Here is a 22,857-nt window from a genome sequence, read left to right as displayed (position 1 = left end):
CCATGCTGCCAGAAGAAATGATGCTATGCCAGTGGGAGAATCCAAAATTTCACAGCGAATAGCCGACTGGATATTCATATGGAATGGATGGAAAGGGAGCTGAGGGATTATGAATTTTGATATCAAGGAAGTCGTTGAGATTCTGGTGCGGATTGCGCATTCCCCGGAACAGGCTGAATATGCTATAGTGCCTGAGCTGTCCGATATCTCACCGGGCAGTCTCCATGATCTCATCTTTAGGCTCATGGGCAACAGAATAAGCTCTGTTATCATTAACACGTATGGTTTTCCTCTGGTACGCATTGTTTCGTACAAGGGCAAAGATAATGAGCAGCGTTCCATAAAATTCATAATTACTGATTTGGTAGCCTTGAAGAGCCATAATAACGAATGTGGTAATGGGAACAAAATTAATAAATAATATGCCGTTAAGCGGTGATAACCATTTGATCCCTTGATTCCAGCAGAGCAAGGCTGCTAGCCCGGGCAATAAAATCATGAAAGACATTTCATATTTAACCGAGAGAATCGTGTTCCATGTTGGAACAGGAATCAAATCAAAGACGGACCCAAGCGTAACGATAACGAAGGACACAGCGCTTCCTAGCAAGCAGGTTAGCGTAGAATAACGCAGGATCGACCAATTCTTGAATCGGCTTCCCCCCATCGAATACACCACCCATCCCAATACCCCAACAAAAATCAGAAATAAAGGAACAAGATGTTGTCCAGCCATTTTGAAAAAGGTAAGTTTCCCGTTGGTGATCACAAGTACAGCACCGACAAACGCGATAGCTACACTTCTAAGCATGTATTTATTCGGCGTTTTTTTGGAGGTGATCCACAAGATCATAATGGATATCATCGGCATGAGTGACTCCATAATAGAGGCTGCGACAGCACCTGCCTCACCCATGAGCTGCTGTCCAAGGAAAATGCACATATTGTAGACCGTAAATGCCATCGTTCCCAAGAACAATAATGTCTTGCCTCTTCCCTCCAGACGAAAGGAGGCTCTCCCCTCTTTCATCCACAGCAACACGCTGAGGATGACGGCAACGACGAAATAACGGATAAACGAAAAATAGAATGGATCAATTTGCTGCAGCGCGATGTGTGCAACGGGAAACATAGCCCCCCATGACATACTTGCGATCAGGCATAGCATGGACCCGATGACGATTTGTTTCTTTAGCATGTAATGTCTCTCTCCCTGCCAACTCTTTGTTTGTGTATAACTCATCATAGGAGGGCGAAAGGTTTTAGTAAAATGATTGAAAATAAAGTTTATGATCATTTATAATGATACTTCGCAGGTGTGAATACGTACCAGAGAGCAGGGGGGGTTAGATTGGAGTTTAATGATTTGAAAATTTTTCAGGCTGTTGCTACGTATGGAAGTGTCAGTAAAGCCGCATTGGAGCTAAACTACGTTCAATCCAATGTGACAGCCAGAATTAAGCTGCTTGAGAAAGAGCTTCGGACGCCATTGTTCTATCGGCATAAGCGAGGGATGATCTTAAACACGGAAGGAAAGCGGTTGTTAGAACAATCGAGGGAGATCTTGTCCGGAGTGGAAGAACTGAAACGTACGTTTCAAGATACATCGAATCCCTCTGGTGTTCTGGAAATTGGGATTGTGGAGACGGTGATGTTTCTTCCATATATTTTATCGGCTTATCATCGTAAGTACCCCAATGTTGAATTATCATTAAAAGCCGGGGTTACCGATCTTCTGTTACAACAGGTGATTGATATGAAGCTGGATGGAGCCTTTGTGACAGGACCTATCAGGCATCCATTAATCGAACAGGTTGAGGTTATTCAAGAAAAGCTGGTACTTGTAACTAAAGAGAAAACCTTTTCCCTGGAGGAAATAACGAAAAGGCCTCTATTGCTGTACAATAAAGGCTGCGGGTATCGCGATAGACTGGAAAGCTGGATGAAGGCCGAGGGGATTATTCCCAAACAGATCATGGAGTTTGGAACGTTCGGGACGATTATAGGCAGTGTAGCTGCAGGAATAGGAATCACGATTATCCCGGAGTCATCTATTTCCAATCTGGTTGAGAATGGAACGGTATTCTGCCATAGCATACCTGAACCTTACCATGAAATCACAACTATTTTTATTCGGCGAAAAGATTCATATGTAACGAGCACATTACAATGCTTTATGGATGAAATTGTTGCTCGAACCAGGACTGGAACATGAACGGTTGCCAGAGGCCCATTAAAGCGGGACTCTTAGCCCTTGATCGGACCCGCAATGCGAAAATAGGACCCGCCCCCACTCTGCAACACTAGGAGGGAGAGCCGGGTGTATATGGAAATAAAGAATTTAGGAAGCCCATGGATTTCAACCCATGGGCTTTTTTCATCTATCACAGAGCAGAAAGAGACAGTTTATTATTGTTTTACTGGGATGACGGATCATTATTTGGGAAGAATATAGTGATTGAAATTCATTCAAATTTCCTGTTATTATATTCCTCGGCTTGTTTATTAGAAAGGGAGAATGAAATGCAAGCATATGTATTGCCTATTTTCGTTGCGATAGCCATTTGTTTTTTATTAGCTTTCATTTTGACGCTTCCATGGGCCGTTTATCAGTACCGTAAACATGGGTACTTTAGCTTTTGGAGAACATTGCTTATCTTAAGCTTTATCTTTTATGGATTAAGTGCATTCTTCTTAGTGATTTTTCCAATACCCAGTGCTCGGAATAATTGTGCTTCGATTGATCCCGGCGCGATTTTTATTCAAAATCGTCCTTTTCAATTTATACGGGATATTCAACGTGAAAGCGGATTTCATTGGGCGGTGCCTTCAAGTTATATCGACTTGATAACGACGCGGGCCTTTTATCAAATGTTTTTTAATGTTTTGCTTTTGTTTCCTTTAGGTGTCTTTCTGAGGTACTTTTTTAAGGGGAAAGCTAAATGGTTTCATGCTGCTCTTATTGGATTTAGTGTTTCGCTTTTCTTTGAAATAACCCAACGAACCGCTTTGTTTGGCTTTTTTGAATGCCCCTATCGTATATTTGATGTAGATGACTTGATGACAAATACGGTGGGGACTGTACTAGGCTTTATACTCGCTCCCATGTTTTTGGTGTTAATTCCATCGAGGGAAACCCTTAGTGAGCAAAGCCACTTCTTTAACAATCAGAGAAAAGCAACTTTTGGTGCCCAACTCATGGAGGTTCTTCTAAATATTATTATTGCCAGAGTGATAACCAGCTTTATATTCGGGTTGCTGAAGAAACCAGGAGTACTTGTTGAGGAGATCATCTTTGCCATTGTTTTCTTTGTGGTTATGGTAGTTATCCCTGTGATTTGGAAAGGACATACGGTGGGTTCTAAGATCGTTCGCATGAGATTACTTCCGGAAAAGGGGAACTGGTTAGGAAGCTTGAGCCGACGCTACATCATTGTTTACATGCCTTTATTGCTCTCAGCATTATCGAAGATATTTTCTAATCAAATGGGTGAAGATCTTCTAGCCAACTTATTTGTAATTGGAGTGGTTTTTCTTACAGCTCTGTTATGGTTCTTTCTCTTCTGTCATATCGTGATCAGATGGATCAAAAAGGACAAAGATCTTTATTTTAATCGTTATAGTCACATAGAGGCTGTAAGAATCACTGGTGAAATGTAATAAACGAAAATATAGAATACTGATGAATCGGCCGCAACAAGCACACGCAGGGGATGACAGAATATAAAAAGCCGATGACCCGCACTCGACTGCGAGGATCATCGGCTTTTTTTGAGAAAAGGTACTGTATGCCTTATATTATCGTTTGGCGGCTTGCTGCCTCTCATTCAAATGCTCCGTCAGATACTTCACGATGCCGTCCTCCGCGTCCTGGGAGTACTGCCAGACCATCGCGCCTCCAAGATCCTTACTCTGGATGTACGCCACCTTCTCCTTCAAGGCTTCTTTATCCTCGTAACTGATGAAGGTATTGCCGTTATAGAGGTAGGCGGCTTTGGCTTTGTTGTCGTAATAACGCTTGAAGCCATTTTTGTTCAGGTAGGCTTTCTCGATCTGCTTATAATTGAGGTTCACCTTGTCGATGTCGATTGGCGTCCCAGGAGCGAAGAGGCCGTCTTTAACATTCTTGGCCTTTTTCACGTTTTTCCAGCCGTACGAATAAGCGGGCACGCCGAGCAGCAGTTTCTTGCTGTCGATATCATGGTCCAGATACATCGAAATAATTCCATCAATGGAGTGTTTGGATTTCCCTTGGCTGTCCACATACAGATTGGAGTTAAAGCCTGTGGTGTCAGACCACTTGCCTGTCAGGTCATAGGACATGACGTTGATGTAATCCACGTATTTCTCCACTTTTTTGACCTCGACATTTTGGAAATACCAGTCCTGGGTTCCAGAGGCGAACGTCAGCAGATAGTTCTTGTTCTTGTGAGGCAGCCTGTACAGCTTCTCCCGTAGTTCCTTCATCAGGCTGGTGAAATTCTTCGTATCTTCCGGGCGGGCCTTCTGCGTGTTCCAGGCATGGAACGCCGGATACTCCCAGTCGATATCCACGCCGTCTAAATCCAGTTCCTTGACCAGGTTGATGATGCTCTCGGTGAAGAGGTACCGGTTGCCGTCCAGCGAAGCGTCGGAGAAGCCATCTGCACCGTAACCACCTACGGCCAGCACCATTTGGGTCTTCGGATTGGCCGCCTTCAACTGCTTGATGTTTTCTTTGATCTGGTTGTTGGTCGTGCTGTCTTCATGGAAATAGAGATCCGTTCCTTTGATCTTGGCAAAAGCGATGAACGCGATGTCCACGCCTTTCTCCGATAGCTTGATGTTTCGGTAATCCTGCCAGGCCTCCACGTATACCGCCGTGATTTTCCGCTCTTCCGCAGCGAGGATCTGATAGAAATAGAGACCCATGCCCGCAAGCAGCACCACAATGAATATTTTCGTATATATCGTGATTCTCATCGTCCTTTAACCCCGCCCGCCGAATAGAATGTAGGTTGCCGTTTTGCTTAGGTTCAGCACCTTGACGGTGATGTAGCTGATGGCGAAGATGATGGAGATATTCACGATCAGACTGAGGGAGGCCTCCAGAAACGTGGCCTCGACCTCGGTTCGGCCGGATAACATCATTTCGACCAGCAGGTGAATCAGATAGATGCTAAAGCTGGCCCGGGAGACCGAGCTGATCAATTTCTGGATTTTATGGTTCACTTGATCGCTGATCTTGGCCTCCTTCTCCTTAAAGAAGATAAACAACCCGACAGCCATGAAGAAGGTAGTGACGGAATAGTTGCCGTAGAACATCTCATCCAGGACACCGCTGCGCAGCGAGACAAAATAGGTGGCTACCGGCGTGATAAAGAATGAGATGATGCCCAGATTGTATAGTATGTTTTTTGCCTTGAGCGGTAGTTCAAAATGGAATAGATAGTACCCCAGGATAAAATAGCCGAGAAAGCCCATGAAGAACGGGATGTTCATGATCGGAATGTTGATGTATTGATCCGTTGCACGGAATACGGCATCCGAGATGAAGCGATAGGCAATACTGACGATGAACCAGAGGAGCAGATAATACCGCAGATCCTTCTCACTGCAGGATTTGATGAATTTGCTCATCAGCGGCACCGTCATATAGATGGCTATAATGGCGTACAGGAACCACAGATGCACATAATTCCGGTCGGTCAGCAGCCGATACCCGAAGTCAACAACGAACTCATAGGCATTCAGCTTGCTTCGCATCAGATAGTATTGATTGTACAAGCCATAGATAAGCGACCAGGTCAGAAGGGGAATGAGCAGCGGTACGACGCGCTTGGTATAGAACTCCCGGTAGGATGTAATCTTCGTGCGCAGGATCATCGCTCCGCTGATCATGAAGAAGACCGGTACGGCGAAGCGGGATATGGAGTTGAACCCGTTGCTGATCCACCAGGAGGAGGAATTGAAATCATTGGTGCTGGTCAGCACCTCCGCTGTGTAATGCAGAATAATGACGGCAACAATGGATAGAATTCTTAGAATATCGACATAGATAATTCTTTTATTGGGACTCATGCTGTTTCAGGCAGCCTCCTTCACCATAAGTTAATTCGATCCTGCGGCAATGTTCTGGCTGATGGCGGCCACGCCTTTACGCTCCACGAAGCCCCAGCCCTCATCATTGTCAAAATATTTGAATGTCCCCGCAATGTTAATGTACAGCAGCAAATTTCGATAGGTTAACAGCTCCGCTTGGCTGAACAAGAACATCTTCACATAATCGGAGAACGTATACGTACTGCCATATTTGCGGCATAAGTACAGGGCGATGATGATCTGCGCGGCATTCAGCAGCACGCTCATCAGCAGGAAGATGATCGCATGCAGGATGTTCCCGCCAACGATCAGCGTCTGCCCCAGATAAAATATCGTCGTAAACGCCGAGAGCGTCCCCAGCATAAACCCATCTATCGCAAAGAACAGGCTCACGCTGACGCTGAATTTCCGGGACAGTCTGGACCAATAGATGAGAATGCAGTCAATAAACGCCTTCTGCCAGCGAATGCGCTGCTTATAGAAGTTGGGAAGATTCTCCGGGCATTCGGTGTAGCATACCGCTTCAGGGGCGTAGACGAGTTTTTTCTTCAATTGATTGGCTTTGATGTACTCGTGGATTTTCAGCGTAATGTCGATATCCTCCCCCACCGTGCTGCGGAAGCCGTTAACATGAACGAGAACGTCTTTATAGAAGGCACCAAAAGCGCCTGAAATCACTACGATCGAATTAAAATACGATTGCGTGAGTTTGCGGACGTAGAAGCCGTGCGTATAATTGATGATCTGGCTCTTGATGAGCCCTTTTCCGCGAAACTTCTCAATGATGGCACCGTTCTTATCCCGCACGGCACCCTGTACAATTTTGACGGTACCGCCCAGCGCAATGATCTCGTCATCGTGAAAGTATTGATTCACGTACTTGAGCGAGTCGGCTTCCAGCATGCTGTCCGCATCCAGGGTGATGACGATATCAGAGGCGGCATAATCGATGCCTGCATTCAGCGAGTCCGCTTTTCCGCCATTCACCTTATCGATAACGTAAATATGGCGGTATCGATGCGAGCGATAGAATCCTTTTATTGGCTTATAAGTCAGTTTACTGTCTGCCATCCTGCCATCCGGCTCCAAATCCAGGAGTTCGTCAAGCGCGGATAACGTCCTATCCTTGGAGCCATCGTTGATGATCATGATTTCATAGTTGCTGTAATGCAAGCCGGCCATGGCATCGATGCAATTCCGAATCGTCAGCTCCTCATTGTAAGCGGGGACGAGCACAGAGATTGATTTTTCGACGAGACCAGGATTCAGCTTCTTCACCTTGCTGCATAGCAGCGGGATGAACGTATACAGGGTTTGAAACACAAGGAATACGCTGGCTAGTCCATAAAAAAAGTACTGCAAACTCCTCACTCCTCTCTTCTCTGTCTCTCTTTGTGAAGACCAGTATGGTGCGCCTACTCTATGGGACTCGGATTAGGTATGCGCTTTTTCTATAGCAAGCAATGTCAAGGGACAAAATCCAGGTATAAAGGGATAATATCATCTCCATTTAAAACCTTTCATTCCATATAAACCCATATGACACCCTATGTAATAAACTATCGTAATTGGCTCCTAAATGTAAAACCGCTCTATGGAGCAAGAAAACGAATACATAGATGCTTTTCGAGAGCAGTCTCTGTTTTGGTTCAACTTTCTATATTTTAGGGGGCTAAAGTGATTAAGCACGGAAATCTATACCTGACAAAAGCCATAACCAAGTTGAGCCTAAGCTCGCATGGTTATGGCTTGTATACCTGTGGTTATCTGAGGTACTACATAAAGTCATAAAAGTAACGGATGAAATGAAAAAAGATCGGTGAGGTATAAGTCAGGCTGTCGACGCGGCTCAGATAGCTTTTCTTCAAGGCATCAAACCGTCCGTCATCTCCGATTAACAAATCGCGCTTCAGCACCGAAACCGTCAAGCTGCCGAAGAAGCCGCCGAGGCTGATGAGCATGCCGGACAGAAGGCCAAATGTCGGGCTGAGCGGCGTCAGATAGGGATAGATGAGATAGGAGCTTGCAGTGGTTACGATAAACGCGCAGGCAAAGCCTTCCCAAGTCAGATTTGGGTTGGAGGTAGGCACAATTCTTCGTCTGCCAAAATAGAGGGAGGCGAGCGTGTGCACCACATCGTTCAGCTGCGTTAAAACGACGAGAAACAGCACGAGCCCTGCTCCATACTGGGGCGTGGCAAACTGGAAATAGGCCAGATGGCTGAGACCGAACACCATAAGCATCAGGCCCCATTGGGTTGAGCTGACGCTGCGCATAAATCCGACAGTGCCTTTGTTGATCAGCCGCGGAAGCGGCAGCACCAGGAATACATAGATCGGAATAAACACGATAAACATCCCGTACCACTCGATATAGATCCAATAGAATTGAACGGGTATGGTTAAATACGCCCACAGAAATAAACGACGATCGGCTTTTCGTGTCTTGATCATCGAGAAATATTCTTTGAGTGTAAAGAAGGTTAGCACCATGAGGGATAGCAGGGAAACCACGGGATTCAGAAGCGTCGCCAAGCAGAAGATGACCAGCATGCCCCACCAGGTTTTGATGCGAAATCCGACTTCGGTATAGTCGATATTCGGCTGCGTCTTGCTCATCACGTAATAGAGGAGCTGGATGACCGATAAGACGGAGAATATCAGGATTAAGGTTAAAAGCGAGCTGTCCATATGCCTATCATCACCAACTTGTCACGGGTATCATTCTTGTTCTACTAAAGGAATCATATGTTATTATGAAGGAATAATTCAATACGGATAAGGGGAAATTTCGTAAATGGTAGATGATCGCTCGGTCTTTATACTGCTTACCAATACCGGCACGCTCTTTACGAAAGTCATTCAGGGCTACACGAGAGCACCTTACAACCACGCTTCGATATCCTTTAACCGGGAGTTGTCGGAGTTATATAGCTTCGGGAGGAAGAATCCGAACAATCCTCTGAACGGCGGATTCGTGAAGGAGGATTTGAAGACGGGAACGTTCAGCAAATATCCCAACACGACGTGCGTCATCTATGAGCTTCAGGTGTCGGAACGCGACATCGCGAAAATGAAGCGGGTCCTGCAGGCTTTTATCCGAAAGGACAAAAAGTATTTTTATAATATATTGGGCGTCCTGGGCATCGCGCTAAAGGAACCGATCGAATTCAGCAATTCCTACTTTTGTTCGCAATTCGTGGCAGAGATTCTGCAGCGGTCCGGAGTCAGGCTATGGGATAAGCTGCCCGCCTTGGTGACGCCGGACGATTTTCGCCAAAGCGAGCGCCTGCAGCTGATCTATGAGGGGAAGCTGAGCGAGTATGAGCCCTAGGTACAACTTCACGTCAGGTTTCGGCAGCCTGTTTGCTGTAACATATTTTGCAGGTGGCGGCGACGACAATCACGACTCAGCTCGACAGGCAGTCCGTTCTAATTGAATCCCAAATAACCTCGGTTCACCTGTCCAGGCGAATGCGGGGTTTTCTGTATTGTAAGTGCTCAAAATGAGGCACCCGCCGATCTGGTTAGGTGTGAGGCAATAAATGCTGGCTAATTAGCGAGTGTTGCTATAAAATGGAGTTGGAAAATGAAATTAAGTTTCATCTAATGAAACTACAATCGTCGTTGTCTGGATTTCGCTTATATCTTGATGGGAGCGTGGTTAGGATGAACAGCAAGGAACGGTTTTCGAATCGCGTCGATTCGTACACGAAGTATCGCCCGAGTTATCCGCAAGAGGTCATGGATTATTTGTATGATACGGTAGGATTGGACGGAGAGATTGCCGACATTGGGGCCGGGACGGGGATCTTCACGAAGCTGCTGCTGAAGCGGGGGAGCCGCGTAACTGCCGTGGAACCCAATCAGGCGATGCGGGAAGCTGCCGAGTCGGACCTTGGAGGCGAGCCCGGCTATCGAATGGTTACGGGTTCAGCCGAAGTGACGGGACTGCCTGATCAATCCGTGGATCATATCGTGAGCGCCCAGGCTTTTCATTGGTTTGACCGTGATGCCGCCCAATCGGAATTCCGGCGGATCCTGAGACCGGGCGGGAAGGTTGCCCTGATCTGGAATTCCAGGCTCACGCAGGGAACGCCGTTTCTGGAAGCGTATGAGCAGCTGCTCCTTACCTATGGCACCGATTATAAAGTAGTGGATCAGAAGAATATTGCGCACGAAACGCTGGCTTCTTTTTTCCAGGCGGGGGACATGAAGGAGGCGAAATTCTTCAATCGGCAGACGTTTGATTATGAGGGATTATGCGGCCGTTTGCACTCGTCCTCTTACGCTCCGCTGCCGGGCCATCCGAACTACGAGCCGATGATGAACGAACTGCGGACGATATATGAACGGAATGAGCAGGCTGGCTGCGTGTTTTTTGATTATGAGACGAAGGTGTACTGGGGAGAGGTTTAGGCCGGACCTTCTTGACTGGTTTCGCTGTTTGCAGAATAATAGAGCACCGGCTTTAATAATGGAACGGGAGGTACAGCAGCATGAACAAGACAGACCGGATGCTGGCTATCGTGCTTGAGCTGCAGCAGCGAAAGGTTGTGCGGGCCGAAGATTTGGCATCCATATTCGAGACGAGCGTCCGGACCATCTACCGGGATATTCAGGCCCTTAGCGAAGCGGGCGTACCCGTGATGGGAGCTCCCGGGCAAGGGTATTCGTTAATGGCGGGGTATTTTCTGCCACCGGTCATGTTCACGGCGGAGGAAGCCGTGGCGCTGCTCATTGGAACGGATTTCATCGAACAACGCTTTGACGAAGGATATGGTTTGAAGGCTCAGGCTTCCCGCAAAAAGATAGAGTCTATTCTGCCGGAGCCTGTCCGCGCCGATGCTTCGCGTGTTCGGAAGACCATGCGGCTGATTACTCCCGGTAACAAGACAACTTCAGAAGAAGAAAAGGACTATGTTGAAGTGGTTCGCCGAGCCATACTGGAAGGGCGTAAGATAGAATTCCATTATATGAAGAAGATGCCCGACTCCCAAGGCGACAGAAAGAGCTTTCGCTCTGCAGCTCCTTACGGACTGGCATTTCTTCAAGGTTCATGGACATTAGTTGCCCGGTGTGACCTCCGGCAAGGCATTCGTCATTTTCGGCTGTCCCGCATGAAGGATCTGACGGTCCTTGACGAACGTTTTGAGATGCCGCCGGATTTTAACTTGGAGGACTATCGACCTCCGGATGACCGTAACCTGCGGGTGCGGGTTCTGGCAAGTCCCGATATTGCGGATCGAGTTAAGGAATCAGGTAATTATTACATGGAGACATTGGAAGAATGCGAGGACGGGTTGCTTATGAGCTTCCGCGTTCGCCGGCCGGAGGAGATTATGCAGTGGGTGCTCGGCTGGGGATCGAACGTCGTTGTCCTTGAGCCGGAATCCCTCCGTGACCGGATCCGCGACGAGGCGGAAAAGATGTTAAAACGCTACTGACATGACGTTGTCAGTAGCGTTTTTGTATATTCGGTACAAAGACGATTCATGGGAGTGGTAGATATGAATACAACGGAAGCATTGCCGCGGTTTGAAGAGACGGTGCAGGTGTATCTACAGGAGTTGGATGGTTTCAGCATGGAGGAATTAAAGTACAGACAAGCAGAGGACGAGTGGTCGATCGGGCAAATGTATCAGCACTTGATTCAATCCGCGTTATCCATGCATCTGCGAAATATTGAGTTATGTTTAAACCCGATTGAGGATGCAGCAGTCTCTTCAGCGGGAAAAAAGGAAGTAGGTATGGCAATATTCGGACAGGGCAGTTTCCCTCCCATCCGTATTCAGGTTCCGCCGTCTCCCCAATACACCCCGGAGCAGCCTGCAACGAAAGAGCAGTTGATTCAAGGTTTGGATACTGTCGTCCAACGAATGAGACAAACCGAGCCAATGCTTGGAGAGGCATCCCTGCAGCATACCGTCCCTCATCCGAGTTTCGGAGGATTGCATGCCCAAGAGTGGTTTTTGCTCATCGAGATGCATTATCGGCATCATGTCCGGCAGCTAGACCGGTTGAAACAAGCCTTGGAGCAGCAGCGTGTATGATGGAACGTCAGGTCGTGGACTACCAGGATGTGTTGGAGCAATTAGAAGAGCGGACCCGTTATTGGATTGGAGTGGTATCCGAATCGCATGTGAAATTGGGGATGGAAGGGGGATTCGCCCAACTATGTCATGGTAAATCGGCTCCACTGCGGCGTATGCGCGAAGGAGATTGGCTGATCTATTATTCCCCGCGCACCGAATTGAGGTCTGGGGAGGCACTCCAAGCTTTTACAGCCATGGGCCAGGTTGTGAATGATCGAGTTTACGAGTATCAAATGACGGCATCATTCGTCCCCTTGCGCCGGGATATCCGGTATATTCCCGGTCAGGAAGTCAAAATAGCCTGTCTATTGGACCAGCTTAGCTTTACGCGAGGGAAGCGAAATTGGGGCTATGCCTTTCGTTATGGGCATTTGGAGATCAAACGAGAGGATTTCCTGATGGTTGCGGAGGCCATGCTGGGCGGCTCGGACATGATACCACAAAGAACGGTTAACTCGCTTTGACCGTTCTCCATAACATTTATTTTTGGACAACTCGGTTTGAAAACGGCTCGTCCCGGGTACTGGTACTACGAGTGCATCAATGAGTTGAAAGGAGCGGATGATCGTGGAAGTACATGTCCGATCATTTTTCGTGAAGGATGATGGAGAGGTTCCGAATAATCCCGATCTGCCGGTCATTGTATACAATGGAGTATTCGCAGATGACCCGAGCGGCTTGGAGGCTGCCTTCAACCGGCATCACTGGAGCGGAAGCTGGGCAGGCGGCGTATACGATTACCATCATTATCACAGCAACACACATGAGGTCCTGGGTGTACGGTCTGGAAGCGCGACCGTTCTTGTGGGCGGCGATGCAGGAGAACGGCTAGAGCTTGCCACCGGTGATGTGATTGTTTTGCCGGCGGGCACTGCACATATGAAGCTCACCAGCACCCCTGATTTTGAAGTGATTGGTGCCTATCCCGAAGGGAATACGCCAAATATGAGGGAGCGGAACCCGACGGATCGGGCGCAGGCGATCAACGAAATCCGAAGCGTGCCCGTCCCGGATATGGACCCTGTTTTTGGAGAGGAAGGACCACTTCTGCATAAATGGGTGAAATAACATAAAGATTAGCCGTTAGAAGCAACTCAGGAGGCTCCCCGTCTGCTACAACAGATGGTGGAGCCTCTTGAGTTGCAAATAACAAATATGGGGTAAATCGGTAGATGCTTGATTACAGCGGCAAATCTCGTTTTCGAAATAACACGACGGCCAGACCAAATGCGATCAGACCGATGGCGGCCAGCACTAGGGAGGTTGTCATGAATTCCCCAGTCCCATTAACAATTTCACCGGGCCGATAGAGAGAGAAGAGGGTAAGGTTGCGCAGCCATTCGATTTTCTCGCTGAATTTACTGATCAAATCCAGACTGAAGAACCCAAACGTAATCAACCCGGAAATGCTTCGTGCCTTCTTCTCATCATTACACAGCGAGGACACGAGAAAACAGACGCTGGAGATGGCAAAAAAGAGCAGGAAAGCCGCTACGTTCATCTGGATGAATCGGGCGGTATCGAATTCGTAGGAATCCCCCAGCAGCCAAGCGCTTCCGGCGAATCCAGCCAACGTCGTAACAGCTAAGATAAGGAAGAGCCCGCTTGTCGTAACCATCGCTTGCGTGAGCGCCACTTTCCCTCTTGTTGTCGGGGCGGATAGCAGATAGGCCATCGAGCCCTGATCGACCAATTTGGCCATAAGCTGGGTCGTCAGCTGCACGCAGACGATAGCCAGGATGAGAACCAGAATTAATCCGTAATATTCCCCGGAGATGAAAGCTTCTGCTGTACCGAAACCATTAAGCCCGAAGGCTTTTCCGACGCCCTCCGGCATCGATGCAACTAAATCATCAATGGCTTTTGTGTTCTTGGCGATGCTGGGATATAACCAGAACATCAGGAGGATATAGAAAGCAGAACCAAACGCGTAGTTCATCAAGCTTTTCATATTTACTTTCATCATCTGTTTGTATAAGGTGACATTCATTTCGATATCCCCTTCCGATCATAATAATTCATGAAGATATCCTCGAGGTTCTGGGTGAAGACATCGATACTCCGCACGGGGTATTTCCCCGTCTCTTGGATAAACTGATCGTAATTGCCCTGGACGGCTACTCTCACCCGATTGCCTTCATAAGATTCGATAAGCAGCCCCGAGCTCCGGAAGGCCTCGGCATCGCTTGGATGCACGAAGTTAACCTCGAACAGCTTCCGCTGCATGGATTGCAGTTCGTGGATGTCCTTGACGGCAATGATGATCCCGTCCTTGATAATGGCGGCTCGGTCACAGGTTCTCTCGATTTCCTGAAAGCTGTGAGATGACATCAAGAATGTCGTACCGCGGGCTTTCTCCTCCAGAACGATCTCAATAAACACCTTCTGCATCAGTGGATCGAGTCCCGAAGTGGGCTCATCCAGAATAATGACTTTGGGATCATGCATGAAGGCAGCGACGATCCCAACCTTTTGCTTCATTCCTTTGGACATTTTACGAATCGGGGTCTGAACATCGAATTGTAGACGATCGATTAATCGATCCCGCTTGGACAAGTCATGAATTCCCTGCATGTCGGCCATGAAATCCAGAAAGGCCTTTCCAGTCATCCCTTCGATAAAGGAAATTTCTCCTGGCAGATACCCTACATCCGATTGAAACTTCCCTTGTTCCCTCCAGGTATCCAGCCCATTTACCTTTACGTGTCCCTGATCCGGCTTCATAAAACCCATGATGTGCCGGATCGTCGTTGATTTTCCGGCGCCATTCGGCCCTAAAAAACCAAAAACCTCACCCGGATCCACCGAAAAAGATACATCGAAGATGCCCCTCCCGTTGGAAAATGTCTTCGTCAAATGTTGAACGGTTAACATACCGCCACCTCCGGAAAATTGAAGAAATGAAATATTATAGATCGGATATTTCATATGTTATAATATACCTGGCTTGTGGTATCGTCAATGATTTTATGAAATTAATTTATGTTTAAATTTCACTAATTACATAACTAATCTTAGGAGTAAGGATGAAGGGATATGAACGGTTTTGAGAAAAGAGCGAATCTGATCAAAGAGAAGATTATGAGAACGACCTTGGAACTGGTGCGAACCTCGGAGCTGAAGCGGATTCGGATTGCCGATATATCCAAGGCAGCCAAGGTATCGCAGGTGACGATTTATAATTACTTTGGCAGCAAGGAGGAGCTGCTGCGTGAGGTTTTTCGCAACTATTTTGATAAGGCGATCCGGGATTTCGAGGAATATATGAGCGAAGGTCATTCCTTGAAGGAGAAGATCGAACACATTATTTTTCTGGAGAAGGAGTCCTACAATGATTTCCCGCCCGGATTGATTAAAGAGTTGTTAATCGATGACGAAGAATTGGCCCGTTATATGGAGGAGCAGTACAGGAACAAAGCTATTCCGCTCACCATCCAGATTATTGAGGAGGGTAAGGACAGCGGCGAAATTTCACCGGAGGTATCGACGGAACACGTCCTGGCTTTTATCCAGCTATTCATGAATCAATATGAATCGATTCTGGCGATGGCCCAGCAAAGTGATGATATGGACGGCTTCCTGGAGGGAATCGTTCATATGTTCTTCTACGGTGTCTGCGGAAAGGCTTAATCCTCAGTAACAAAAGTATTGGTATTGGCCAGCATAGGTTTCTAATATAGGGTATAGTTAATATAAAACGAATGGAGAATACGAAACGATGTCTACTTTGCCGAATTGCCCGAAATGTAATTCTGAATATACATATGAGGATGGGAACCTCTTGATCTGTCCGGAATGCGCTCATGAATGGACCCTGGAGTCCGAAGCGGAGCATGATGAAGATACGAAGATCATTAAAGACGCGAACGGCAATGTTTTGGTCGACGGCGATTCCGTAACGGTAATCAAAGATCTTAAAGTAAAAGGCAGCTCCTCTGTATTGAAAATAGGCACGAAAGTGAAAAATATACGCTTGGTCGATGGCGATCATGATATCGATTGCAAAATCGACGGATTCGGCGCAATGAAATTGAAATCGGAATTTGTTAAAAAGATATAAGATGTGTTATCCCATTTCATCGTGGATACACGGTAACAAAACCCTCCATTAGTGGAGGGTTTCTCTCATTTAACCATGGCACGCCGTATAGCATCTGGTGGGCAACATGCACAAATTAATGGCTCCAACTGACCCTTCTCCATAATTCCAATATGTTACAATGGTAGGATGGAGTTGCTTCGAATAGGAACTTCCCGCAATACGTGATGAAAGCAGGTGCAGCGTGGATATTATACTGTTTGTCGTCATTATTTTTGTAGCGTCCATCCTACAGACCAGCACCGGATTTGGGTTCTCTATCCTGGCTACGCCGTTTCTGCTGCTCTTATTCCAGCCTAACGAGGCCATTCAGATTAATTTGATTCTATCGCTTGTCATCTCGGTTGCTCTGATTGCGAGGATACGCAAGGATATCGACTATGGCATCCTCAAGCGATTGGTGATCGGAAGTGCGGCAGGTCTCCCTATCGGCATCGTTATTTTTTCGCTTATCGATATTCGTTATCTTAAGTTAGGTGTTAGTCTGATCATATTGGCACTAACTGTCATGCTGATGCTAAAATTCAGAATCCGCCAGAGCCAGGGCAGGGATCTTACGGTAGGGGGGCTAGCAGGCTCTCTAACGACCAGCATTGGAATGCCGGGTCCGCCCCTGTTGTTGTATTTCTCGGGGACCGACACGCAGAAGGCAAAGCTCAGAGGGACGACCCTCGCCTTCTATTTGTTCATCTATTCCCTGAGTTTGATCATTCAGGTCATCGTGGCGGGAACGAGCAAGACGGTCTGGATGTCGAGTGGAATTGCACTTCCCTTGGTATTTGTCGGGCTGTTGATCGGACAGCGTCTATTCAGCGTCATTAACCAGCGCGTATTCCAGATATTCACCTATATCATTTTGATCTTTACGGGCGTGTATATGCTCATCGAGAGCCTGTAAAAAAGAAGCTAGAGGTCCCAGCGACGAGGATTACTTCCCAGTTGATTCTAACAGCGTCTCCGCGAGCAGAGGAAACAGATTATCAAAAGCATGTGTATTCCCATCAAACACATACCCTCCCGGATAAGCAGGATCTTGGCCTCGGAATTGGATCATTCGATCATGCAGCTGCCGGGCCCAAGGGAGGTCATTCGTTTTTAGCGCCAGGATAATAGCCAGGCCGTAGACACCAGGCGACTCATATGTCGCGTCGGGCTTTCGTGTCTTCCGGTTGTAGCGGCCCACCAGCTGCTGATTCTGCTGGAATTCTCCCTTCAGGAATTGTATGAGCTCCTTCGGCGGCTGATCCATCTCCGCCAGATGGATACCAACGATCAGTTGGTCGATCAGATTGACCGATGCATCGTACTTATATTGACCGGAACTGATCTGATACGTTTTGGGATAGAAGACGCCGTCTGAAGGCATTTGGGAGAGCAGATCCTGATACTGTTCATACTCCTGGCGGGACAGGATTCCGTTATTCTGCATTTCGCGCAGTGCCGAAATGTCCGCGTAGACCAGACTTAACACGGCTGCCGATTCATTACGTTCAAAATCATGATAATCCACGAAATATCCTTGGGTTTGAGCCGAGGCTTGCAATGTGGAGCCGATCTCCTTCGCCAATTGAAGGTATTTTTCGTCGCCCCAGCGCTTGAACGCCTTCAGCAGGGCATCGAGAATTCGAAGATCATCGCCCAGCGCATTGGTCGTTACCTCGGATTCACCGTCCGGCCTGAGCTTCCACCGGATATAGGGCTCCTGCTCCTGATGGAGAAAATAGGTGGTGAGAAGCTGGACGCTATCGTCGAACCGTGATCGATCATCAGATAAAACGGCGTACTGCATCCAAAGCCCAAGTGACTCGGATAACGCCTCTCTTCCGGCAACGATGTCCGGGTGCTCGGAGGAAGTTGGCTTGAGATAGGTAGCGATGGTACCATTGTCGTTAATCATATGCTCTTCAATGAAAGCTGCTGTCACGTCGGGGTTCTCCTTGCTTTGGATGATAGCGTAGGCTATGAAGACAATGCCGGTTAGAGCAAGAGCGACGATGATAGCAAGAATGGTTTTCTTGCGAGTGGAAATCCAGGTTGTCATAGGTTCACCTCGAACATACTATTCTACGCTTGCGTTCCTAAAGCCTTTAAGAAGTCCCGGAGACGAATAAAGATAGCTTCTCGGATCCATCGTTCATTTATCCATAAAAAAGGCCGCACCCCGATGTCTGAAGTTACAGAACAACGGGGACGGCCTTTTCTTAAACTTCAGAGACTCACCATCTTTATCTCACCAGAAAAACTTCCGCTAAATGCGGTCTGTCTACTGAGAAAGCACGTCGATAGACGTCGTCTTTCTTAAAGCCATAGTCTGGCTAGTTCAAACTGACGATAGTGAGCCCCTGATCCTGCAGGTGCTTAATAATCTTCGGCAAGGCGTCCACTACTGCTTGAGATTCATGCAGGAGTATAATGGAGCCGGAAGCTTCGATATGCTGGACATAATCGAGGATTTTATCCTCGTCGCGGGTCAGCCAATCCTCGGGATCCCGGTTCCAGAGCACCATTTTACTACCTTGCTGTTGGCTTAACGCCTCGGTCCGATCGTCAAAGGCACCGTAGGGTGGACGGAAGAGTACCAGCTTCTCGTCTGTAATAGGCTCGATAAGGTCGGCCACGCGGGTCAGCTCTGCCTGCTGCTGTTCATAGGTAAGGCTTGTCAGCTGGCTATGGGTCATGGAATGACTGCCGACGGAGTATCCGTTCGCATGGATGGCCCTGACATAGTCGGGATGTTTTTTCACATTGGTGCCAACAAAGAAGAACGTTCCGCCAACCTCGTGTTTTTGCAAGACGTTCATAATATCGATGGAGTGCTTGGATGGCCCATCATCGAATGTAAGGGCTACATAGCCTTTGGGCAGGCCGAACGAGATGAACTCTTCCAGCTCCAGCTGTGGAACGGAGGCAGAGGGTTTGATATCCTCCGGTTTGCTCTCCGCTGCTTCCTCCGCTGAGACTGCCACGGTTTTCCCAATGAGTGCGCTCCGGTTCTCGGCAAACAATTGGATGACGGTCTCTGCTTCCGCCGTGGCCGTTGCTGCAGGGTGTGGCCGAATGTAACCGGGATACGAGTAATTAAATGAACTTAATAATACAACAAAAACCAAGCTCATCATGATTGCGCTTACCAGCTTAAGCGGAAGATGGCGCCGTTTCCTCGCGAAATGATAGGTCTTGATGTCCTGTTCGGCTTGCATCTCCTCGGACTGATCCGTTTCGGATCGATGTGTGGACAAGAAGGGCAGCGTATGCAAGTCATCTACAAGTCGGATCTTCTTTATGGACTCTAATTCGTTCCTGAAAGGAACGGAGCAGGCAAATGAAAAGCGCTCACTATGATCACGATATGTACGCGTAATGGAACCTATGTATTGCTGTTTGTTAGCATCCCATGCGGTATGTAAGGATAGTCGGTATTTATGAACCCCGTCGAACTCTGCCACGGTTGCTATATTCGCTATGGTCTCGTTATCGGTTAACCATATTAGCTCCGCAGACTCTATAAGGGATAGCTTGATTCGTAGACCGAATGCTTCGGTATCCCTCTCGATCGCCAGCAGTTCTATGATTTTCCCATAGGATTGTGACATGATGGCCCCCCCTTTCTCTAGCTGTTTATGCGGGTATGATTATTCCGATGGTGTATTGGAAGCCGTGGTTTTCGGTGAGAAGGAGAAGGACATCTTCTCGGTAAAATCATTGATGGTCTGCATCAGTTTGGCTTTATCATCCAGGATATTTTGGTATTGCTCTGCGTACTTCTGATTGGCAATCTCCAGCTCACGAACCTTCTCTTCAAGCGAGTTGATCTTGAGCATGCTCTGATATTGCGTATTGTTAGACTCCTCATAGAGCTTGTTGTACTTGGCGGTTTCGGTTTCCAACTGGTTGGAGAGCTTCTCGTACGCCAGGTTCGATGTTAGCTGGTATTCCTTGTAATCCTCGAGCAGCTGGTCGTAAGTCATCTGTTTATTGGTCAGCACGTTCTCGAGTTCGCGGATTTCCTTGTTCTTCTCCTGAACCAGCTGATCTCTCTTAATCTGCTCATGCTTATACCGGTTAATCGTTTCGTTGGCGGTAAAGAGCTGATCTTCCAGGCCCCTATTCTTATAGGTCAGCAGCTGCCGTTCCTTCAGCATGTTCTCGATCGAAACAATGACATCGAGGCCGATCTTGTCCTGGTTATCCTTGGAGAATAGCTGTTTGTTTCCTTCTGCAGCGGGCAGTTCAGGCTCCGCGGAGTAAGCTGCCACTTCTTCTGCCGTTACGTCAAGATCCTCTTGTTCGGCAATGTTCTTCTCGGGCTGGTTTTGATTTGAGCGGGCACTCTTAAACCACGCCATTCCTTTTTTCTCTGTTTCCCTGGCCAAAATATCAACTCCTATATATTTCAATGATTCTAGTTATGAAATTAGGCTAAAAGACCCCTATTAATAGTAATCGGTAAAATCGTCCCAAAAACTTTGCCCTACACCCGTGAAAATAAAAAAAAGCCCCCGCGATGGGGCAGGGGCTTTTTAGTGGGCTAATTTTCCGGTTTATGCGGGTTTGCAACTCACGCATATTCATGAATTGAACGAACATGATGCTTCAACTCACTCATTCTTCTTCAAGGTCAGTTCCGGGGCGATCACGTCGACCCGATTCGTCCAAATCCCTCCGCTGTAGTCCTCTGGCAGTCGTTCCAAATCCGCTACGGAGTCAAAGCCCTCCGACCATCCGCCGTCCCCGGCGACGAGGATGACGCGCGTATTTATGCTGTCCATTCGGTTCAGGAATTTATCCGGCCATCCCCACAAGTAACGGGCGTATTTTTCCGGTATATGAAGCTGGGTGTTGCGGCAAACCGATGGAAGGTAGCCGCTCCAGCCGGCTCCGGCGTAGGATACGAGACAGCTCTTCAGCGTACCCCTTGACATGACGCGCAGGGATGGGAGCTGCGATTTTAATGCCCGGATCGGCTCATCGTCTCCGTAAACGGTCAGCTGGCTGAGACGCTTCACCGGCAGTCCGGACAAGTACTCTGCCAGGAGTTTCCCCTCTTCAGTGTCGGTGCTTTTGATATGGATCAGGAATGAACCGTCAGGGAATGCCTCTAGTACCTCGGCTAACGACGGAATCAGCCCGACGCCCTTTCCCCGAAAAGGATAAGTCGCTCCCTGATCGGCCGTATAGCCATACCCGATGTCTATGTTTTTTAGCTGCTCCATGGTATAATCCTTGACCGAGCCCTCCACGTTAGTACGGCATTCCAGGGTCCAATCATGGAACACGGCGAACTGGCCATCCTTGGTTGGTTTGATATCCAGTTCCACGATATCGGCGCCTGCTTCGAATGCGGCTTTCATGGACGGAATGGTGTTCTCAAGGTAAGCATGCTCCGGCACATAGATGCGGGAAGCGGTGCAAGTATCGGCTTGAATGCCTTCCATCGAGAAGGTCTGGCCAAGCCCCCGATGCGCCAGCAGCAGCGGCTCTACGTCACGGTCTTTGGTGAACAGGGATGTATTATTTACAAACAGAAACACAAACAACACGAGAACAAACAGTATGATGTTCTTCCATCTTTTTAGTTTTCGCATGATCCAATCCCCCAAAATCGTATACAATATGCAGTAGTAGATTTATATTTATCTCTATCTCTGTCTAAGTTCTCTATTTATTAATCCTTCTTTCATACATCTTAGTGATTTTGGGCGCATACTCAATAGCTGGACCATAACAATTGCATAATAGCGAACTGATAAACACAATGAGCAGCATAATAAGAACGGGAGGGAGCATGATGGATAAATCCTCCTTTTTGATGGTGGAGCGGGGGAACCCCTATGAGCGTGGAGACGTTATAGCTTTGACCAAACCCATAACGGTGCTTGGCCGCAAGGGCCAGCATTTTGATCCGGATATCGCGTTTGATAACATTTTTGTGTCCCGGCAGCATGCAGCGCTGCTGTATCGAAACGGGAAATTCAGCATTAAGGATTTGAACAGCAAACATGGAACTTTCGTCAATCAGGAACGGCTGGCTCCCCATGACGAAATTTCCCTTCAGCACGGAGATACCATAGTACTCGCTGGAGATCTGATCGTGTTGTCCTTCTCCATCCTCAGCATGGATGAGACGATGGACATTACACCGCTTATCAAACAGCTGGCAGCGGTCGAGGCTTCAGGCGGACTTAGGCTGAATCCTTTCAAGCAGGAGCTGGTATATGGCGAGGATGTGTGTGCTTTTTCGGAAAAAGAGTACAAATGCATGGAGCTGCTAGTCAACCACCAAGGCCAGTTCGTGTCCAAAGATCAGCTCAAGGTATACATTTGGCCCGAGCGGAGCTATGGAACGGATGAAGTGCCCGATGTGAGCTCCGAGGAGCTGAATGCGCTGATCTACCGGGTGCGCAAGAAGACCCGAGGCATTCTGGACATTGAAAGCATCCGGGGAAAAGGTTATATTTTGCAGACACAGGAAGAATAAGAATGAATGAACAAGCACTTCCGGACCCGGGAGGGCTTGTTTTGTTAAGATAGCGAATCGACAATCAGAAAGGGATGAGCATAGAATAGCGGATGCTGTATACGA

23 protein-coding genes are annotated in these 22,857 nt (G+C 47.8%); 12 read left to right on the top strand and 11 right to left on the bottom strand.

Features of this window, described 5'->3' with window-relative positions; all coding sequences use genetic code 11:
• Positions 1 to 208: 208 nt before the first annotated feature.
• Positions 209 to 1,198, bottom strand: coding sequence for a DMT family transporter (locus ACOZB4_RS17125; protein WP_083659728.1), 990 nt, complete (start codon positions 1,196 to 1,198; stop codon positions 209 to 211).
• 153 nt (positions 1,199 to 1,351) lie between these two features.
• Here ACOZB4_RS17125 and ACOZB4_RS17120 point away from each other — a divergent pair, with 153 nt between their 5' ends.
• Together ACOZB4_RS17120 and ACOZB4_RS17115 are read left to right on the top strand one after the other, a co-directional pair.
• Positions 1,352 to 2,215 (top strand): LysR family transcriptional regulator, encoded by an 864-nt coding sequence (locus tag ACOZB4_RS17120; protein WP_379413099.1) that lies wholly within the window; start codon positions 1,352 to 1,354, stop codon positions 2,213 to 2,215.
• 137 nt (positions 2,216 to 2,352) lie between these two features.
• The gene (locus ACOZB4_RS17115; RefSeq protein ID WP_379413102.1) at positions 2,353 to 3,660 is read left to right on the top strand and encodes a VanZ family protein; all 1,308 of its coding nucleotides are present in this window, start codon (positions 2,353 to 2,355) and stop codon (positions 3,658 to 3,660) included.
• Between the two features lie 138 nt (positions 3,661 to 3,798).
• On the opposite strand, the gene ACOZB4_RS17110 is transcribed toward ACOZB4_RS17115, so the two are convergent.
• The 4 genes from ACOZB4_RS17110 to ACOZB4_RS17095 form a co-directional block, all read right to left on the bottom strand.
• Positions 3,799 to 4,962, bottom strand: a complete 1,164-nt coding sequence (locus tag ACOZB4_RS17110) for a glycoside hydrolase family 18 protein (RefSeq protein ID WP_379413104.1) — start codon at positions 4,960 to 4,962, stop codon at positions 3,799 to 3,801.
• Between the two features lie 6 nt (positions 4,963 to 4,968).
• Positions 4,969 to 6,060, bottom strand: coding sequence for an acyltransferase (locus ACOZB4_RS17105; protein WP_076323702.1), 1,092 nt, complete (start codon positions 6,058 to 6,060; stop codon positions 4,969 to 4,971).
• Positions 6,061 to 6,090: 30 nt separating this feature from the next.
• Entirely contained in the window at positions 6,091 to 7,443 is a 1,353-nt protein-coding gene (locus ACOZB4_RS17100) for a glycosyltransferase family 2 protein (RefSeq protein ID WP_379413109.1), read from the bottom strand.
• A 413-nt stretch (positions 7,444 to 7,856) separates the two neighbouring features.
• Positions 7,857 to 8,771, bottom strand: a complete 915-nt coding sequence (locus ACOZB4_RS17095; RefSeq protein ID WP_379413112.1) for a phosphatidate cytidylyltransferase — start codon at positions 8,769 to 8,771, stop codon at positions 7,857 to 7,859.
• Between the two features lie 106 nt (positions 8,772 to 8,877).
• On the opposite strand from ACOZB4_RS17095, the gene ACOZB4_RS17090 reads away from it, so the two are divergent.
• The 6 genes from ACOZB4_RS17090 (at position 8,878) to ACOZB4_RS17065 (ending at position 13,243) form a co-directional block, all read left to right on the top strand.
• Complete coding sequence (locus ACOZB4_RS17090) at positions 8,878 to 9,414, top strand: hypothetical protein (RefSeq protein WP_339268913.1); 537 nt, start codon at positions 8,878 to 8,880, stop codon at positions 9,412 to 9,414.
• Between the two features lie 335 nt (positions 9,415 to 9,749).
• A complete protein-coding gene (locus ACOZB4_RS17085) occupies positions 9,750 to 10,499 on the top strand; it encodes a class I SAM-dependent methyltransferase (protein WP_379413118.1) in 750 nt (249 codons plus the stop codon).
• An 80-nt stretch (positions 10,500 to 10,579) separates the two neighbouring features.
• On the top strand, positions 10,580 to 11,527 hold the full coding sequence (locus ACOZB4_RS17080) for a helix-turn-helix transcriptional regulator (protein WP_379413120.1): 948 nt from the start codon (positions 10,580 to 10,582) through the stop codon (positions 11,525 to 11,527).
• 63 nt (positions 11,528 to 11,590) lie between these two features.
• Positions 11,591 to 12,133 carry a DinB family protein gene (locus tag ACOZB4_RS17075; RefSeq protein ID WP_379413124.1) on the top strand — a complete coding sequence of 181 codons (543 nt, stop codon included), beginning with the start codon at positions 11,591 to 11,593 and terminating at the stop codon, positions 12,131 to 12,133.
• Positions 12,133 to 12,639 (top strand): EVE domain-containing protein, encoded by a 507-nt coding sequence (locus tag ACOZB4_RS17070; protein WP_379413325.1) that lies wholly within the window; start codon positions 12,133 to 12,135, stop codon positions 12,637 to 12,639. The genes ACOZB4_RS17075 and ACOZB4_RS17070 overlap by 1 nt, the downstream gene beginning before the upstream one ends.
• 103 nt (positions 12,640 to 12,742) lie before the next feature.
• Entirely contained in the window at positions 12,743 to 13,243 is a 501-nt protein-coding gene (locus tag ACOZB4_RS17065) for a cupin domain-containing protein (RefSeq protein WP_083397623.1), read from the top strand.
• 112 nt (positions 13,244 to 13,355) lie between these two features.
• On the opposite strand, the gene ACOZB4_RS17060 is transcribed toward ACOZB4_RS17065, so the two are convergent.
• A complete protein-coding gene (locus ACOZB4_RS17060; RefSeq protein ID WP_379413128.1) occupies positions 13,356 to 14,165 on the bottom strand; it encodes an ABC transporter permease subunit in 810 nt (269 codons plus the stop codon).
• Positions 14,162 to 15,049 carry an ABC transporter ATP-binding protein gene (locus ACOZB4_RS17055; RefSeq protein WP_339268905.1) on the bottom strand — a complete coding sequence of 296 codons (888 nt, stop codon included), beginning with the start codon at positions 15,047 to 15,049 and terminating at the stop codon, positions 14,162 to 14,164. Before ACOZB4_RS17055 ends, ACOZB4_RS17060 begins: the two co-directional genes overlap by 4 nt.
• 162 nt (positions 15,050 to 15,211) lie before the next feature.
• On the opposite strand from ACOZB4_RS17055, the gene ACOZB4_RS17050 reads away from it, so the two are divergent.
• From ACOZB4_RS17050 to ACOZB4_RS17040, 3 genes are all read left to right on the top strand, one after another.
• A complete protein-coding gene (locus ACOZB4_RS17050; protein ID WP_379413132.1) occupies positions 15,212 to 15,805 on the top strand; it encodes a TetR/AcrR family transcriptional regulator in 594 nt (197 codons plus the stop codon).
• 88 nt (positions 15,806 to 15,893) lie between these two features.
• Positions 15,894 to 16,235 carry a zinc ribbon domain-containing protein YjdM gene (locus tag ACOZB4_RS17045; protein WP_379413135.1) on the top strand — a complete coding sequence of 114 codons (342 nt, stop codon included), beginning with the start codon at positions 15,894 to 15,896 and terminating at the stop codon, positions 16,233 to 16,235.
• 223 nt (positions 16,236 to 16,458) lie between these two features.
• The gene (locus ACOZB4_RS17040; protein WP_379413138.1) at positions 16,459 to 17,172 is read left to right on the top strand and encodes a sulfite exporter TauE/SafE family protein; all 714 of its coding nucleotides are present in this window, start codon (positions 16,459 to 16,461) and stop codon (positions 17,170 to 17,172) included.
• A 30-nt stretch (positions 17,173 to 17,202) separates the two neighbouring features.
• Here the strand turns inward: ACOZB4_RS17040 and ACOZB4_RS17035 are convergent, their stop codons facing one another.
• From ACOZB4_RS17035 to ACOZB4_RS17020, 4 genes are all read right to left on the bottom strand, one after another.
• On the bottom strand, positions 17,203 to 18,315 hold the full coding sequence (locus tag ACOZB4_RS17035; RefSeq protein WP_379413140.1) for a glycosyl hydrolase family 8: 1,113 nt from the start codon (positions 18,313 to 18,315) through the stop codon (positions 17,203 to 17,205).
• A 274-nt stretch (positions 18,316 to 18,589) separates the two neighbouring features.
• Positions 18,590 to 19,867, bottom strand: coding sequence for a polysaccharide deacetylase family protein (locus ACOZB4_RS17030; protein ID WP_379413143.1), 1,278 nt, complete (start codon positions 19,865 to 19,867; stop codon positions 18,590 to 18,592).
• Between the two features lie 39 nt (positions 19,868 to 19,906).
• Positions 19,907 to 20,647, bottom strand: coding sequence for a hypothetical protein (locus ACOZB4_RS17025; protein ID WP_076323717.1), 741 nt, complete (start codon positions 20,645 to 20,647; stop codon positions 19,907 to 19,909).
• A 225-nt stretch (positions 20,648 to 20,872) separates the two neighbouring features.
• Positions 20,873 to 21,859, bottom strand: coding sequence for a glycerophosphodiester phosphodiesterase family protein (locus ACOZB4_RS17020; protein WP_379413146.1), 987 nt, complete (start codon positions 21,857 to 21,859; stop codon positions 20,873 to 20,875).
• A 203-nt stretch (positions 21,860 to 22,062) separates the two neighbouring features.
• Between ACOZB4_RS17020 and ACOZB4_RS17015 the strand changes: the two genes are divergently transcribed.
• Entirely contained in the window at positions 22,063 to 22,752 is a 690-nt protein-coding gene (locus ACOZB4_RS17015; protein ID WP_076323719.1) for an FHA domain-containing protein, read from the top strand.
• The last annotated feature ends 105 nt before the right edge of the window (positions 22,753 to 22,857 follow it).

This window comes from Paenibacillus sp. NPDC058898 (assembly GCF_049316025.1).
In the GTDB taxonomy this organism is placed as follows: Bacteria; Bacillota; Bacilli; order Paenibacillales; family Paenibacillaceae; genus Paenibacillus_AQ.
The sequence above is the reverse complement of the archived record's forward strand: the minus strand, read 5'-3'. Positions and strand labels throughout refer to the sequence as shown.